The sequence below is a fragment of the bacterium genome (assembly GCA_037127815.1).
Lineage (GTDB): Bacteria > Patescibacteriota > Minisyncoccia > Phycocordibacterales > CAIZLB01 > CAIJKW01.
In genome coordinates this window covers 16,932-33,287 of record JBAXXP010000002.1, presented here as the reverse complement: position 1 = coordinate 33,287, position 16,356 = coordinate 16,932, and the positions used below count along the sequence as shown (strand labels likewise).

The following is a 16,356-nucleotide window of genomic DNA, read 5'->3' as shown; positions in this document are numbered from 1 at the left end:
TGGGTTGTCGGCAAAATGACAGGAACCGCATCTAGTGAACACATAATGCATCCATTTTACCCTACCTACTTCTTCCTTGTCTTATTTATCTTCTTAATAATCTCCTCATATTTCTTAACGTCCTCAGCTATTGCATCAAGTCCTGTTTGAATGAACTTTGGGTCTGCAATGTCTATTCCTGTTTTTAGAAAAATATCTCTAGGTGACATTGATTGTCCTGCTCTTAGGAAGTCCTCAACTTTTTCAATAAAGGAATTATCTACCTTATATTTTGCACATAGTGATCTACTAATAATTTGCCCCAATGCGTAACTATATACATAGAAGAAATATCTCAAATGCGAAAGGTATATAAAAGAATATCCATCGTCCTCATGGGGGGCAAGAACTGGTCCTACAAAGTTTCTTGATTCCCTTAGAAACATAGCTGCCATTTCTTCTTTTGACGCACCACCCTCTGTTCTTATTTTATTATGAAGTTTTAATTCATAATTGAAATATGATATCTGTCTAAATATCGTACCAATATCACCTTTCATCTTCTCATCCAATAATCTAAGTTTTTCTTGATCATTTTCTGCATTTTCAATTAAATCGTCAATTACCAATTGTTCAAAAAAAGTACTTGCAACCTCCGCAACAGAAATAGTATGACCAGAGTAAAAGATAGACTGGCTTTTTGAGAGCTCTGCGTGTATTGCATGGCCCATTTCATGAGAAAGTGTACATATGTCATCAATACTTCCTGTGACGTTCATCATCACTGCGGTTGGAACCAAATTTCCACTTGCGCAATATGCCCCACCTCTTTTACCTTTTCTTGGAAGAAAATCTATTTGCCCATTTTTTGCATAGTTCCTAACGTAATCTGCATATACTGGTTTAATTTTTTCAAAACCCTCTATTGTCTTATTCAGTATCTCTTCTGTAGATAGTTTTTTTGATTCACTCTTTACGATTGGTGCATATAAATCAGCGGAACCTAATTTTTTAAGACCTAAAAGACTCGCTCTAGCTTTAAAGAATTTATGTGAAATCCCCATATTAGAATTAATAACTTTAACTAGATTCTCTACCGTATCTAAGTCATTTTCATAATCTTCAACTGTAGCCTGGTATGCATTTTTATAGCCTCTTAATTCATCATCAATTTTCTTATCCGTATAAATTGCAACAAGCTCTGCCTCAGCCATATGACTTATTCCCTTTAGAGTTGGAATAATTTTATTATGAAGCTCGTGTCTTTCATCATAACCCAATTGAGACCTCATCATCATGGCTTCTGAAACTGGAATATCTTTTCCTTTAAAGCTAACAGTCTGTTTACTTAATAGATTTGACTGCGCATCAACCCACATGTCATATGTAACCTGGTTTTTAAGGTTGATTATTTTTTCCTCAGCTTCAGTAAGCAAATGTTTTCCAGATTCAAAAAGTTTTTTAAGATAATATTTATATGGAGCGAATGCTTTATCAGCCAAAATTAGTTTTTGAGTTTTTGCGTCTATTTTAGACAACGATAGAGTATAGAAAATCACCTCATTCCCAGCTTTTCTAACTCTTGCCATGAAAAGATCTGACCTTGCTTTTCTTTTTACGTTTTCCGAGTCTGTGTCATTAAGTCTTTCCAAATACCAAACAGGTTTTGCAAAGCCGGCTTCATTTTGCAACTTCTCCCAATCTTTAAGTGATGCAAGAATAGACTTAGTTGAGTTTAGAAATTTCTTATTTGAGTATTTTTTTGAAAAAACATTAAACTTATTTTCCATTAACGATATATCCACTTCGAGCTTTGGATCAGTATCCGACTTGTATAAAGCAGAAAAATCCCAATTCATTTTAAAGTTATTTGTTTTATTCATAGATTATGATTTCAATGCTTCTTTAGCTCTATCTAATTCCTCAAAGACAGCGCCCATTTCAGAGTAAGCTTTAAATATTTTAGCTTCGGACATTCCCAATTCTTTCATCGCTTTTTTATTATTGTATAAATCGCTACACAATATTATTTTTCTACCAATCAAGAATTTCTTATCCGATGTAGTTAGCGACGTCAAACAAGTTACTGGATGTAATTTATATTCCTCTATAAGATCTAACAAATTTCTTTCCCTTGGGTAATTCCAACTTAACATATTTAAATTACTGCACGTAGCGTAAACTATTGCGGTTTCTGTGAATTTTGTATTTGTGACGAGCCATCCTTCATCCAATTTTCTTGCTGGTGTATCTTCAGTATATTGGTACTTATTTTTAGACAAATCATCAAATCTTGCTTTGACGTAAAGCGCCACTTTTAAATCTGTTTTTCCAGCTAGCTCATTATGATATTTAACTTCAGCCATGATTAGTTTCTTGTCGTTCCATGCCACAACATCAACTTCATGAGGAACACATTTACCAAGAACAATTTGATCCGTTAAAGTTCTATATCCTTGGGCCTTAAATACTTCTGCAACAAACTCTTCAAACGGAAATCCAGATGGGCCAATTTCCATTAATGATCTTCTTAGTGAATATCTAGCGGCTGCAGAAACAGACATTTTCTTTAGCATCAAAAATGCTTGCTTGTATATCTCTGTGATATCACAAACTGGCCCCCTACCTTTCTTTTCAGATTTAATCTTTAGTTCCTCTGTAATAGTTCTGATTATTTTATCAGCCACAGTTATGGGTGCGCCTGACTTAATAAGTGACTCCTGCAGTTTCAATACATCAAATTCCTCTCTTGTTCCATCTGATTTTTTAATTAAAATTGGATTCATATTTATTATATTATAACACCACCTAATGTCTTCACGCCAATCCTACTACTATCTTTATTTTCTGTAAAATACAAAACAAGAGATTGTCCTGGTGTAATATTTTCTTGAGGATTTTTGAAAGATACCTCATATTTATCATCACCACTAACTTTATCTACAACATGAGTCAATACACATTCTTCTTTCTTTTGCCTGTATCTTGATCTAGCAAGACATTGAATAGGATGTTCTATAAGCATCTCTTTGTAATTTCCTGAGATGAAATGTACATCATCGAAAACTAGTCTATCTACCGTGCCAGCACCTTCATTTTTAATTTGTTCCTTTTCTGCGACAGTTATTGTATTTTTTTCAACATCTTTTTCTATAACATAATATTTAGGAGAATTTGCAGAATGATTATTCAAGACTAAGCCATGCCTCTCACCAATTGTATAAAGAAGTGATCCATTGTGTTTTCCAATAATGTTTCCTTGTATATCTAGAACATCGCCATCAGAAAGCCCTTTTAAAACCTTAAGCCTTGTTACAGGCTCTTCATTAGAAAAAGTAGACGTCGAGATATCAGCCAAAATATTTTCTCTAATAAAATCCTTCATATCGATATGCCCGATGAAGCAAACACCTTGACTGTCTTTTTTGTTAGCAACAGGTAGTTTGCTTTTCTCTGCCAACACTCGTACTTCACTCTTTTTTAAATGACCAATTGGGAATAATATTTTATCCAGTTGAGCCTCAGACAAAGTCCACAAAAAATATGATTGATCTTTTTCAGGATCTCTTCCTTCAAACATTTCTCCATTTTCAGTTTGAGCATAATGACCTGTTGCAACATAATCAGCTCCATTATCAAGTGCCCAATTCATGAAGGCTCCAAATTTCACTTCTCTATTGCACATCACATCAGGGTTTGGAGTTCTGCCTTTTGCGTATTCATCGATCATATAATCAACAACACCTCTCTTGTACTCATTTTTAAGATCAAGTGTCATAAACTTAATACCTAAATGGGCTGCAACCCTCATAGCATCTCTTCTATCCTCCTTCCATGTACAATCACCATTTTCAGGTTGCCATACCTTTATAAAGACACCTGTGACGTCATAACCAGCATCTTTTAGAAGGTATGCAGAAACACCAGAGTCTACACCTCCAGAAAGGCCTACAAAGACCTTTTTTTTACCTGTTTTTAAAGTTTTAACTCCTTTAGAGCCCCATGAGATATTCATGCTGTTATCTTATATATAATCTCTTAAATTTCAAGTGTTCAGCGTAAGTTTTAGAAAAATATGTTTTACCATCATTTCCTGTTAGGAAGAAAATGTAATCGTTCTTTATTGGAGAAATAGCAGCCTCGATCGCATCGATTCCTGGATTTGAAATTGGAGTAGGTGGCAAGCCTTTATTTTTGTAAGTGTTGTATGCGGAGTTCATTGCTAAATCATTAAGAGTTAAATCTGAAGATTTTTTTCCATTGATGTAACCAATACTACTATCCACCTGAAGTGGCATTCCATTTGTAATTCTTCTCCATAATAAATCAGCAACTATTTTCCTATCTTCAGCTGTTCTAACTTCCTCTTCAAGAATTGATGCCATTATTATTATTTCTGATTCTGTATGACCACTTTTTGAAATATCCAAACTGTACTTTTCAATTTTTCTTTTATACTCAGCCAACATTCTATCTACAATCATTTTTATGTCTGCATTTGGTGGAAAGAAATATGTATCCGGAAATAGATATCCTTCTTTTGAAGTTATCAATAATTTGTCATTTTCAGAGCTCGTGCTATTTACAAGGTTCGGAAATTTAGAATTAATAATACTAAGTACATCTCTAGAATTAATACCTTCAGGGAAAGTTAGTTTAATTGGGATATAACCATAATCTTGATGTGATAATCTGTAAGCAATATTAAAAATGTTCGATGGACTATCAAATTCATAAACCCCCGCCTTTATTTTATTTTGTCCTCCGTAAATGGTTATCATAAGCCTAAGTAGGTCTGCAGATCTTATGATTTGAGCGTCCTTAAGTTCTGTTGATATAGTCTTCATGGTGTCCCCAGAAATAATTTCAATCATCACTGGTTTTTCAAATAGAACCATTGGAGCTGATACGAAATAAACAACAATCAAAAGTAGCGCAACGATGGGTAAAGAGAACAATCTAAATAGTCTCCAAGCAAAAACCTTAGGTGATATATGGCCCGATGAATCAATCTCATTATCTATAGATTTTTTTTCTGTTTTTATTTCAGATTCGTTCATTTATATTTATATAATAAATCTTATTAAATTGGTAAGTTTGCTGGTGGTTCAACTTTCTTTGCTTGAACACGAGCCATTGTTGGAGTTCTAACAACACTTCCAGGAAGGTGAAAAATTGTAGCAAGCTCTTCTGTTGTCATAACAAACGCTTTTTGTTTTGCTCCGTACGGAATGTACTCTGGAATAAAGAATGATCTGTGTTGATATTCGCCAAAAATTCTTTGCTTTTGAGATAAAAGCTTTGCACCAGTCTTGTCCATGAATTTAAACTTTGCGGGAGACGGAGCGCCAACTGTTTTAAAGCCGTTTAAATTAGGAGAACCATATTGTCTGAATGATCCGTTAATTCCAGCAATCATGGATGGTCTGAATACATCATTCTTGGCTAAATAAAACGCTCTGATTCCACAATCAAATGGCAATTTAGAAATACTATTTTCTATTGCCTCAGCAGCTTCTTTTTCCGCTTTTGTTAATTGAAGCAATGCTGGGTTAATTGGTTTATCCTTATCAATTTTAACATCACGCTTCATTCTCTTATTTAAATCAATCCCTGCTGCATACTTCCAATCAACCATTTCAGATCTTGTTCCAGCCTTTATTGTTTCTTTAGTGTGAGCTCTGATTAAAATTTGAAACCATATTTGTTCATCTTTCTTCAATGATCCAAGTAATTCAATTACAGGAGTTATTGGGTCAACTTTTGATTCTTCTTTTGCTCCTCCCACCATTCCATGAGATACATATGTTTTTATAGGTAAATGTGAGGCTGCAGTTTTCACAAAGTTACATCCCCAATATTGATAATTTGAAGGGTCCCATTTTACATCCGTAGAGTAATCATTACCTGTTTTATCGATTATTTCAATATCAGGATACTGAGAATATAATTGTGTCTCAATCATATCCAAGAAATTGGCACGAGACCAAATAAAGAATCTAACATGACCCCCAATTGATATAATCTCAAGTGAAAACCAAGGTCTGACTGAACCATTGGTGTGCTTTGAAAAGAATTTTGTTACGTCCCCTCCGGTCTGGTATAAAGAACCAAGGAAAAGTTCCATAGCTTGAGGTGTCTTTTGTAAATCTTTAGGTGGTGTAATTTCAAGCAAAATATACTTTTGTTTTGCAAAAAACTCGGCTCTAGCTTTCTTTCTAAGAAGAGCTAGGAATCTCTTACCCAAGCCCATTACAAACAAAACAACAACAAAACCAATTACGATTTTAAGAAAAAATAAGACAAATATCTCAGCTGTTAATTGCGTCTGCATACTTAAATATATTATACCTTATAATAAAGTTTAGGTACATATTACTCATTAGTTTTATATATCACATATTTAATAACCTACCCAATAGGCAAATAAATTTATCTGACCTTAAAACGGCTAATATTCAACCCAATTTTTTGATCTACAAAAAATGAGTTGGCTTCACCAGACAAATAGTCTTGCACGATTGACTTAGTCCTTTTATTCTCAATTGTACTACAGTGCAAACCGATGGTATATGCATGATTCATCTCAAATAGATCTGGCGAGGTGAAGTTGTTAGGCTCACCGCTTAAATTACTAATTCTGTTGAAGATGTCGCTACCGTATGGTACAGAATATTCATACCCTATACCTGATGGGGATATAACTCTGGTTATAACTGGTAATGACATGTTAGCAAACTGATTTCTATAATAAACATTTAATTGAAAGTCTGCGAGTGAAGGAGGAAAGGCTCCAGATGATGCAGAGCTAATACCACCTTGCCCAAAAGCTGAAAAAATAGAATTAATATCATGGGTATGAAAATGATATGCTTTTTTTGGTTTAACTAGCCAATTAGTATTAGCCTCAATTTCTTCGGAAAACTTAATTGCTTGTTCATAAGTAGGTGGCCCAATCTTTCCATCCACACCAGCATTCCAAACTGTCACGATTTTTCCATTATTGAATTGGATAACCATTACCCCTGACTCTCCAACTGGTTTCTTGGATATACCAATTACGCCGTCAGGTAAATTATTTTTTGCTAATATTTGAAGTTTTTCTTGTACTATGTCTAAAGGAGAAGCGGGTGTATTAAAATTTCCTATATCCATAGGTAATGGAAGGTTTGGTAACGAACCACTGCAAACTATAGGGGTAGTGTGGTATTTTTGCATAGACCAAGCTACCTTTGTTTCAACATAAAAACCATAACCACCAAAAATATATCCAGCAGGTGCTCCAGCAGGTACTTCATTAACCAACTGCCCATCATCAGTTGTACCTACCCCACCATTACACCCACTAGGGGTATAGTATGGTGCAATTGCATACGCGCGTTCTTCCTCTGTCATATTCCCTGTATCAAGCTCATGAAATATATAGTCAATTGGAGTGTAACTACAGATACCGACTTTTATACTACTATTATCAACAGGAATCAAGGCATTTCGTCTCTCGTCACTCTCCAGGGCCGCTTGCATATTTGCATAAATCATAGCTTCCCCTCCTACGCTGGCTGATACAGCTTTCAGAAGAGTAGCCTTTGCATCAGCCTCGGCAACAGACCTTGGGGCAACAGTATACTTTTTGTCTAAGGCAGCAGAAAGAGCAACGGTATCAACCGGAGCGGTTGTACCTGTCTGCAAAGGTCCCACAAAGTTTGATGGCAGTGTTGTCGCTGTTTGTATTATAGAATTTGAATAAATATTAAAGTCAGATCTTCCACCTACGTTAACACCAAAAACGTATGTATAAGGAGTGGTAGGGGTTAATGGAGAGATTGTAGTAACTGTAGGTGCAGGTTGAGTATAAATATTTCCACCATATACAGCCCCCACCAGTTTTGTTCCAGTTGAGTCAGATGCAATTGATATCCAGAATCTTGCAGAATCATTTGCAGTCCAAGACACACCACCGTTTGTAGAAGTATAGACTTGACCACCAACTACAACTGCAGCTAATTTTGTTCCATCAGCAGAAGATGCAATAGACTGCCAACTTCTTGCAGAATCACGAGCAGTCCACGATACACCACTGTCTGTTGACGTGTATATTTGGCCACTATATGAAACTACAGCCGCTAGTTTTGTTCCAGTTGAGTCAGATGTGATACCCCTCCATTTTCTGTTTGATGCACGAGCAGTCCACGATACTCCACCGTCTATAGAAGTGTATATTTGACCACCATCTGTTGTAGCGGCTAATTTTGTTCCATCAGCAGAGGAAGCAACTGAATACCAGTTAGCCATATTTGCCCGAGTCACCACCCATGTTATTCCAGAGTCTGTAGATTTATATATTCTTCCCGTGTTTGCTGTTGCAATTAATTTTGTTCCGTCAGAAGATGATGTAACAGCTGACCAGGAATTTTCTACACCTCTTGCTGTCCATGTTAATCCACTATCAGTTGAAGTGTATATTTTACCACCATACATTGTCGCAACAAGTTTTGTTCCATCAGCAGAGGATGTAATACCTGACCAATTTCTGTTGGCTGTAGCATTGGTGGCGGTCCATGTTGTACCACTATCAGTAGAGGTATAAATGTATCCACCCTGTACAACTGTAGCTAGTTTTGTTCCATCTGAGGAAGATGTGATGGAAACCCAGTTTTTTGCGGGGCCTCTAGCAACCCAGGGGGTTGTTGATACTGCGGCTACAACACTAAATATTGCAGACTTAGCCTTGAGCAGTGAAGTTAGAGAAGTTAATGCTTCAATTGAAGTGGGTGGTACGTATGCAAAAGAGCCAGCAGTGATTGCTGCTGTTGTTTTCTGCGATGTCTTTGAAGCTATTTGATTAAGGAAAGCGTCACTACTTGTTGATGTTGTGATCTTAAGCATGTCAATTACAGATGACCCGGCAATTCCTGCCCAGTCAACGTCCGTTGTTATAGGAGTGCTTCCGTGAGTTGATTCGTACGATAATTTATTATATTCAGTTGAGTATGTGGAGTATGTATATAGAGCATTTAATATGGAGGTTGTTTTGTCAGAACAAGCTGTTGTTGTGGAGGTTGCACAGCCGTTCTTGTAATAATACACAAACATATCCTTTATATCCTTTGAGATACTGTCCATCGAACCCTTTATACCAGCAATAGCAGAGTTGTAACCACCCGTGCCAGCCTTGTTTTCAAGATAGAAACCAGAGTCAGAGAGAGATGGATATGGTTGATATGCATAAGCCAAAGTGAGGGATCCAACGGTTCCTCTATCGGTACCAATACTTAGAACCAAACCCATTTGATTTGAAATTCTATTTAAATCTTTATTGAAGATTGAACCGAGCAAGACAAAGGCAACAGCCATAGCAACAAAGGGTTTGTTGCTCTTACAGAAACTTGATATTTTGTTCATAGGATAATTGTAATACAAAAAAATATAAATGTCTTTAATATTATGCATCAAATTTACAGATTAAAAAATAAGCCTAGATTTTAAAATCTAGGCTTATTTTATTTTTTTAAATATTTAAATTATTCCTTCTCTACGTAATGATACTTTCCTTCTTTATCTTTCTTAAATAGCTTATTGTTTTGTAGGTTTACTAATATAGTATTTTCCTTAACATATCTTTCTTTAAGAACCTTCTTTATTATTTCTTCTTTAGTTAATGGACCATTTTTATCTAAGACCTTCTTGATAACATCCTTAACAACGCCACTTAGATATCCCCATTCACTTAAAGCGTATAAACCTCTTCCAACAAGAACGAATCTCTTGTCTTTTATAAGCTCATTGTGAGTCGTAGCAATGTGTGCCTTTTTATCAAATAGTTTCTCAATTTGCTTTGCAATATCACGGAAGTGAATTGGTGAACCATGCTTTCTCATAGCAAGAAATGCATAGTCTCTAATACCCTTAGTTCTAACATTTGATGAATCAGCTTTTCCCCATTCACCTAATGGATTTTTATCTAAATTTTTAGAAACAGACAACCATCTTTTTGCAATTTCTTCTGTTAAGTACTTTTGGTTAACATCTTGTAGATGCTTTAAAAATTCTTGTAAGATTTCTGATTCTGGGATAAGAGATTCATCGCCAAGACTTTGATATAGTTTTCTGATAGCTTCGTGAATCTTTTTTGATAGAGATTGATCAATATTCCATCTGTGCTTGAATTCTACATCCTCTTTTTCTTTTCTGAAATCTTCTCCAACTACCAACATAAAGTGAATATGATTTCTTGCTGATGCATCCTTAGATAGAATTGTAAGAAGATCATCTTCCGCAAGAAATGCTCCAAGAGAATCGATAACAGAATGTAATTCATCAAAAGCAGCCTTCTCTTGCTTGTAAGCAGCTGACTTTCTGATGTTGATAAGGGCAGCGTGCTCAATCTGACGAACACGTTCACGAGTGATTGAGTATTGCTCTCCAATGGCCTCTAAGGTCATCTTTTCACCGTCCTTATCAAGTCCGTAACGCTTTGTTACAACAAGCTTAGCCCTATCTGTTAGCGAAGATAGGAGCTTCTTTGTAACGTTCTTTGGCTTAAAAGCCAATACTATGTTTGCGGTAGACATTTGTTTTGTTAATTAATACTCTATTTTTAGCACATTATCAATGTTTCGTCAACTGTTTTGTCAACACCTTGTCAATATCAGATATTATATCTTAAACTCAATTACATCGCCGTCTTTTACTACATATTCTTTACCCTCTGTTCTAATTAGACCTTTCTCTTTTGCAGCCACGTATGATCCTGCGCCTATTAAATCTTTCCAGAAAACAATTTCAGCTCGTATGAATTTATCTTTAAAATCAGTGTGAATTGCCATTCCAGCGACCGGTGCAGTTGAACCTCGTGCAATTGTCCACGCCCTAGTTTCCACAACTCCAGTAGTAAAATAAGTTTCAAGGTCAAGTAGCTCATAACCCTTCTTGATTAGTGAGTCAACACCATCGTCATGTGCACCAAGCTCCTTTCTAAAAATATCCTTATCCTCCCCTTCTAGATCTTTCAATTCATGTTCGATTCCAGCATCAACTATTGTCCACTTAGCATTTTGCTCTTTAAGAAAATCCATAAGCTCTGTCCATCTTTCGTCCTTTAATTCGTCCAAATTAGTTCCACCAGCCTTCTTATTCAAAATATACATTATTGGCTTCATGCTCAATAAATGCATTCCTTTTACGATCTCCACCTCATCCTCAGTTAACTCCACAGTTGAAGCAAGTTTAGCCTCCTCAAGTGCTGCAGCGATTTTCACAAGAACAGCTTTCTCAGCAATAGCTGCTTTATCATTTCTCTTTGATCCACTCTCAACTCCAACCAGTCTTTTGGTAACAGTCTGTTGGTCCGCTAAAATTAATTCTAGGTTAATAACCTCAATATCACGTTTCGGATTTACAGAGCCTTCTACGTGTATAACATTTGTATCTTCAAATATTCTGACAACTTCAGCAATAGCGTCCGTCTCTCTAATGTGCGCCAAGAATTTATTTCCAAGACCAGAGCCTTCAGATGCACCTTTAACAAGCCCAGCAATATCAACAAACTCAATAGCAGCAGGTACTGTTTTTTGAGTTTGTGAGAATTCAGCAAGCTTATACAGTCTCTCGTCAGGAACAGGAACAACACCCACAGATGGGTCTATTGTACAGAACGGGTAGTTCTCTGCTGGAACTGATTTTCTTGTAAGGGCATTAAATAACGTTGATTTTCCGACGTTAGGAAGCCCGACGATTCCGATTGATAATTTCATGTTGTGATATTAGCACACTATCAGTGATTTTGGAAAATATAAATAGCATATTTTGTCTGTTGCTCCAGCTTTTATTGAATTGACAGGATGATACAAAATACCTTTAGTAAGAGCTAAAACTACATCCTTAGTAGGAGGAATCCACTTGTTTTAAAAAGCAATTATTTATTCAAGTAAGCTCTTGTTGTAGGTCCAAAGTACCCTGTAGCAGGAATATTATTTGTTTTTTGAAACTGCATTAACGCTTTTCTTGTCAAATCACCAAAACTATTACTTTCTTTTCCTGGCGAACCTACACCATTTTTTGCAATTTTAAATCCATTACTATTTAGATATATTTGTAATGCTTTGACATCAGCATTAGTGTCCCCTTTTTTCAAATCTTGTGTAAACGAATGATCTCGTACAACTTCTTTTGCAATATTTTCTGTAGTCAATGATGTATTACCGCTAGGAGTTACTGCTTGTGTAGATGTTGTAGTTGTTGAAACTTCTTTTATCTTACTAATTGTTTTTGTATCTAAAATTCCAGTTTGAGATAATCCTTTATCCTTTTGAAATTTCATCAAAGCTTTTTTTGTTAAGGTTCCAAAACTATTTGTTTCTCTTCCAGGAGAACCAGCACCCCCAGTAGCTATTTTATAATTATTCTCGTTTAGAAATTTTTGAAGTTTAAGGACATCTGAATTAGAATCCCCTGATTTTAGTGTTTTTGCAAACGTGTAAACAGATACCTGAGTTACATTAACAGGAGAATTAACAATAGCAGTACTCGCACTACTTCCTCCGCCACCTCCACCCGAGTAAGTCGGTGTAGCAGGCGCTACAGGGACAACTGGAGACACAACAGTGCCACTTATCCCCGTACTTATACTACTACCAGAATTTAATGTACCTGTAACTTCAGAAGCTTTAGCTGTGTTATTAGAACATATACACATAATTAGAAACAAAAGTACAGTTATTATATTACAAAAATCTACCTTTATAAGAGTGTTTATTTTTTTCATCTTATACATAGTATTACTGAGTTTTAATTCCATAACTTGTTGAATAAGATCCACCAGTTGAACCTACGGGTACAGACATTTCCACAATTACATCCACCTGTTTTCCAGTTTTTGTTGCGTCGAGATCAGATGTTATATTTAAAGTATTCGATCCGTATACACCTGATTGAGAAATTAATACAGCGTTATCAGGATTTGATCCATTTGATGATTGAGCAGAATAAAAACGCATATTATTTACCGATAAAATAGCGCTAGTTCCATTTGACCAATTATCGAATTTCATATTCAAGCCGTTTTCTGCATCTGGAATAGTTATATGAAATAACCATTTCCAACCATTTGAATATGTTCCATCTGCTGTTGCATATGTTTTTACAGCATCGATTCCAGTTACAGCCAGATTCACAGGTGAATTTGTAATTCCAGAACCAAGTGCTGTTGCAGTTAGAACATCAGATCCTCCAATTTGATATTTTGTTTGAGTATTAACTATTCCATTTGTTGTTGTGGACATTCCACCTATATATAAAGCATTTGATGCTGAAAAGTTTGTTGAGGAGGCGTCACCTAGGGATGTTTGACCGGAGACATTAAGTGAGCCTGTGAAGTTTGCAGACGATGAAATTGTTTGACCATTAATTAACCCGGAAGTAATTGTTCCGCTTGCTAGAATATTTGAAACATTAAACGCTCCAGATACAGAAAGGTTTGTTGTAGAGGCATTTGTTAGAGTAACTAGACCACCAAGGTTTATACCCCCAGTTCCAGCATTGACATTGATTGTTGTTGTCCCTGTTGCATTTCCAATTGTAACTGTCTTTGCATTTGCATTTGTTCCAATATTAATTGCACCAGTTGATCCAGAGTCTAGATTTAGATTTCCTGTTGTTCCAGATGTAATATTTAATTAGATGCTGAAGCTGATGTTAGAGCAAGTGTTGTTCCTCCAGCAATTGATGTGGCACCTGTTCCTGATAGAGTAGCTGATGATGTGGCGATGGAGAAGCGAGTGCTTCCGCTTGTGATAAGGTTTAATCCATATGAATCTGTTGTACCAATAGTTGAGACAGCACCAAAGGCATTACCACCTTGAGTTATAGAAAAACCAGAAAGTGTAACAGCTAAAATTCTCCATGTTGAAGCACCGGAATCATACTGTATCATAGCTGTAGTTAACGGCCTGATGATTATAGAAGTTCCGTTAGGGTTTGTGAATCGATTAGCAGAAACAGAAGCTGAATCTTGGTCTGAAAGTGTAATGTTGTACGAAGAAGCATTCATTATATGAATTTGCCTACCGTCTGTACCTCCCGCAAGTCCAGTAAATGTACTATCACCAATCCCTGTATAACGTATCAATGATCCTGATCCAAGATTTACATTATCTTGAGTTCCAATTGTTGTATAATCTGTACCTTTAGGAGTGATAAAATTACCAGCAAATGTTGATGTTGCCGTAACTGATAATGAATCGTTAAAAATTTTATTACCAGCAAAAGTTTGAGTACTTGTAGAAATAACTCCTCTTGCTATTGAAGATGCATTTGGAATATTTACAACAAGGGTATTTCCGAGTGCAATAGATGTGGATGAAAAAGAAATATCATTTCCAGAACTTCCTAAAGTTAATCCAAAGACTGAATTTGCAAGCTTATTGTTTGCAATTGTACCAGTAGCAATATCTGCATTTAAAATAGCCCCAGCAAGATTCAATTTACCATATGCAATACCTGCGCTTCCTGAAATATCAGCATTTGCAATTGTTCCATCCAATATTTTTGTTGATGTAATAGATCCTGTACCAATAGTTATAACTCCTGATGTTGCAAAAGTTGCATCACCTGTTGCTGAAACAAAAGCTGGAATTCCTGAATTATCTGCTACTAGAAATTGACCTGCAGTACCAGCCGATGTGGACGTAAGATTTCCTCCACCATTTCCATATATAATTCCATGAGAATTAAAGCTTGTTACTCCTGTTCCTCCACGATTGACAGATAGCGTACCTGAGGTGATAGCTGAAGTATCAAGAGTTGTCGTACCAGCAGAAGTAAGTCTTCCTTGTGCATCCACAGTAAAAGTTGGAATAGATGCACTTGCCCCATAACTACCAGCGGTCACAGCTGTGTTATTTATAGAAAAAGTTACATTTCCAGTACCAATTAAACGTCCGGTTAAACTTCCACTTAAACCAACCCCTGTTCCCTGTACTAAATTTCCATTACCAGTACTAACTAAACAAGTTGGACAATCTATACTTCCAGTTGATGTTGAAAATGATATAGGACCAGAACCTGTAAGAGCACCTCTTGCCAAAACATTTGAGAAATATTTATTTGTAATACCTTCATTAATATTATCAGTTGTCAGAACTACCGCTCCTCCAGCACCATTTACACTAGAAACCGTTGCACCTTGTTGCACTCGGTCCCATGAAGAAGAAGCGTTAATAATCCAATCTCCAACATTCCATACTGAGTGGGCATCTACTGTTGTAGTTCCAGCGACATCAACAACATAAAAATCTCCACTCACTCCACCGACACCACCAGAAGTAAGGCTTGGTGAGTTTGTATTTGCATTCCATGTTCCCTGGAATTTTAGAGACCCTGTAATAGAGCTTGGAAGCACTGATGAATTTATTTTTCCACCTCCATCAAATAATTGAAACCATGTTTGGTCTCCTCTCAAAACTTCTTGATTTGTAGATGTACCTACACCAAGATCTGCAGCTACAATTGCACGGTAACTTGAAGTAGCATCTGAACCACCCGTTGGTCCAGCAAGAAAAGTATTAGCAACAGAGTTAATAAAGACTGCTCCAACTTTACAAACAAAAGATGTTCCATCCCAACTCAAACGCTCATTTGTAGTACAAGTTGGTGCGTTGATTTTAAGATCAGTTCCAGAAAATACCAGACTATTACCTAAACTTATTTCTCCAGCCGCTCCTGATGAACCAGTTGAATTACCCAACAGTTTATTTCCGCTTACATTTTGAATTTTGTCATAACTCACACTACCAGCAAGAATTTTTGATGCAGTAATAGCATTACTTGAAATTGTAAGTAGACCAGAACTAGAAAGTGAGGCATCGCCAGAAAGATTCACTGGGCTTGCTAGATTAGAACCATCACCAATAAATATTTTACCAGTGTTTAATGACGAAGAAAGTTTATCATTAAAAATACTCCAATCCATGCTTGAAAGCAATCCTCTATTTAATGATGATGCCGTTGGGAAGTTAAATGTGTGAATACCAGAACTTGAAACAATACTGAAATCTGTACCAGAAGAACCAACTACTAAAGTTTGGGTAGTGCCGGCTTGATTATTTAGACTAAAAACTGCAACACCACAATTTGTAGATCCCGGTGCGCAATCTGGCTCAAGAGTCTCGCCAGGCTGGTAAACGGTAGCATTAGCAACACCAACAGCTACTGCAAAGGAGAAAAAACAGCAACAAAAAATGCTAACCTTACGTTTTTTAGAAGCACAAGGGTATTATCCTTAACTGATATTTTTATTTTATGAAAATTCATAATAAAAATTACCTCAACTCAATCAAACTAATTACTATATTATTATAACATTTTTTTATGCTAATTATA

The 16,356-nt window shown here is 36.1% G+C and carries 12 protein-coding genes; 1 reads left to right on the top strand and 11 read right to left on the bottom strand.

Features of this window, described 5'->3' with window-relative positions; translation table 11 throughout:
• Positions 1-65: 65 nt before the first annotated feature.
• The 10 genes from WCQ00_02025 to WCQ00_01980 form a co-directional block, all read right to left on the bottom strand.
• Positions 66-1,862, bottom strand: coding sequence for a M3 family metallopeptidase (locus tag WCQ00_02025; GenBank protein MEI6042322.1), 1,797 nt, complete (start codon positions 1,860-1,862; stop codon positions 66-68).
• Between the two features lie 3 nt (positions 1,863-1,865).
• Positions 1,866-2,765, bottom strand: a complete 900-nt coding sequence (locus WCQ00_02020) for a restriction endonuclease (protein MEI6042321.1) — start codon at positions 2,763-2,765, stop codon at positions 1,866-1,868.
• A 5-nt stretch (positions 2,766-2,770) separates the two neighbouring features.
• The gene (gene mnmA / locus WCQ00_02015; protein MEI6042320.1) at positions 2,771-3,994 is read right to left on the bottom strand and encodes a tRNA 2-thiouridine(34) synthase MnmA; all 1,224 of its coding nucleotides are present in this window, start codon (positions 3,992-3,994) and stop codon (positions 2,771-2,773) included.
• A 4-nt stretch (positions 3,995-3,998) separates the two neighbouring features.
• Positions 3,999-5,039, bottom strand: coding sequence for an endolytic transglycosylase MltG (gene mltG, locus WCQ00_02010; GenBank protein ID MEI6042319.1), 1,041 nt, complete (start codon positions 5,037-5,039; stop codon positions 3,999-4,001).
• A gap of 23 nt (positions 5,040-5,062) precedes the next feature.
• Positions 5,063-6,313, bottom strand: coding sequence for a hypothetical protein (locus tag WCQ00_02005; protein ID MEI6042318.1), 1,251 nt, complete (start codon positions 6,311-6,313; stop codon positions 5,063-5,065).
• Positions 6,314-6,411: 98 nt separating this feature from the next.
• Positions 6,412-9,381 (bottom strand): hypothetical protein, encoded by a 2,970-nt coding sequence (locus WCQ00_02000; GenBank protein MEI6042317.1) that lies wholly within the window; start codon positions 9,379-9,381, stop codon positions 6,412-6,414.
• A gap of 119 nt (positions 9,382-9,500) precedes the next feature.
• Positions 9,501-10,550: a sigma factor-like helix-turn-helix DNA-binding protein gene (locus WCQ00_01995; protein MEI6042316.1), complete on the bottom strand. Its 1,050-nt coding sequence runs from the start codon at positions 10,548-10,550 to the stop codon at positions 9,501-9,503.
• An 84-nt stretch (positions 10,551-10,634) separates the two neighbouring features.
• Positions 10,635-11,732: a redox-regulated ATPase YchF gene (ychF, locus tag WCQ00_01990; GenBank protein MEI6042315.1), complete on the bottom strand. Its 1,098-nt coding sequence runs from the start codon at positions 11,730-11,732 to the stop codon at positions 10,635-10,637.
• A gap of 161 nt (positions 11,733-11,893) precedes the next feature.
• Positions 11,894-12,742: a peptidoglycan-binding protein gene (locus WCQ00_01985; GenBank protein ID MEI6042314.1), complete on the bottom strand. Its 849-nt coding sequence runs from the start codon at positions 12,740-12,742 to the stop codon at positions 11,894-11,896.
• Between the two features lie 13 nt (positions 12,743-12,755).
• Positions 12,756-13,259 (bottom strand): hypothetical protein, encoded by a 504-nt coding sequence (locus tag WCQ00_01980; GenBank protein MEI6042313.1) that lies wholly within the window; start codon positions 13,257-13,259, stop codon positions 12,756-12,758.
• Between the two features lie 256 nt (positions 13,260-13,515).
• On the opposite strand from WCQ00_01980, the gene WCQ00_01975 reads away from it, so the two are divergent.
• Positions 13,516-13,656: a hypothetical protein gene (locus WCQ00_01975; protein MEI6042312.1), complete on the top strand. Its 141-nt coding sequence runs from the start codon at positions 13,516-13,518 to the stop codon at positions 13,654-13,656.
• Here the strand turns inward: WCQ00_01975 and WCQ00_01970 are convergent.
• Positions 13,649-15,958 carry a hypothetical protein gene (locus WCQ00_01970; protein MEI6042311.1) on the bottom strand — a complete coding sequence of 770 codons (2,310 nt, stop codon included), beginning with the start codon at positions 15,956-15,958 and terminating at the stop codon, positions 13,649-13,651. The genes WCQ00_01975 and WCQ00_01970 overlap by 8 nt on opposite strands.
• Between the last annotated feature and the right edge of the window lie 398 nt (positions 15,959-16,356).

Bases quoted from the DNA above. Each gene is read 5' to 3' on its own strand.
- WCQ00_02025 (MEI6042322.1), bottom strand. From the start codon at position 1,862: ATGAATAAAACAAATAACTTTAAAATGAATTGGGATTTTTCTGCTTTA.
- WCQ00_02020 (MEI6042321.1), bottom strand. From the start codon at position 2,765: ATGAATCCAATTTTAATTAAAAAATCAGATGGAACAAGAGAGGAATTT.
- mnmA (MEI6042320.1), bottom strand. From the start codon at position 3,994: ATGAATATCTCATGGGGCTCTAAAGGAGTTAAAACTTTAAAAACAGGT.
- mltG (MEI6042319.1), bottom strand. From the start codon at position 5,039: ATGAACGAATCTGAAATAAAAACAGAAAAAAAATCTATAGATAATGAG.
- WCQ00_02005 (MEI6042318.1), bottom strand. From the start codon at position 6,313: ATGCAGACGCAATTAACAGCTGAGATATTTGTCTTATTTTTTCTTAAA.
- WCQ00_02000 (MEI6042317.1), bottom strand. From the start codon at position 9,381: ATGAACAAAATATCAAGTTTCTGTAAGAGCAACAAACCCTTTGTTGCT.
- WCQ00_01995 (MEI6042316.1), bottom strand. From the start codon at position 10,550: ATGTCTACCGCAAACATAGTATTGGCTTTTAAGCCAAAGAACGTTACA.
- ychF (MEI6042315.1), bottom strand. From the start codon at position 11,732: ATGAAATTATCAATCGGAATCGTCGGGCTTCCTAACGTCGGAAAATCA.
- WCQ00_01985 (MEI6042314.1), bottom strand. From the start codon at position 12,742: ATGAAAAAAATAAACACTCTTATAAAGGTAGATTTTTGTAATATAATA.
- WCQ00_01980 (MEI6042313.1), bottom strand. From the start codon at position 13,259: ATGTCCACAACAACAAATGGAATAGTTAATACTCAAACAAAATATCAA.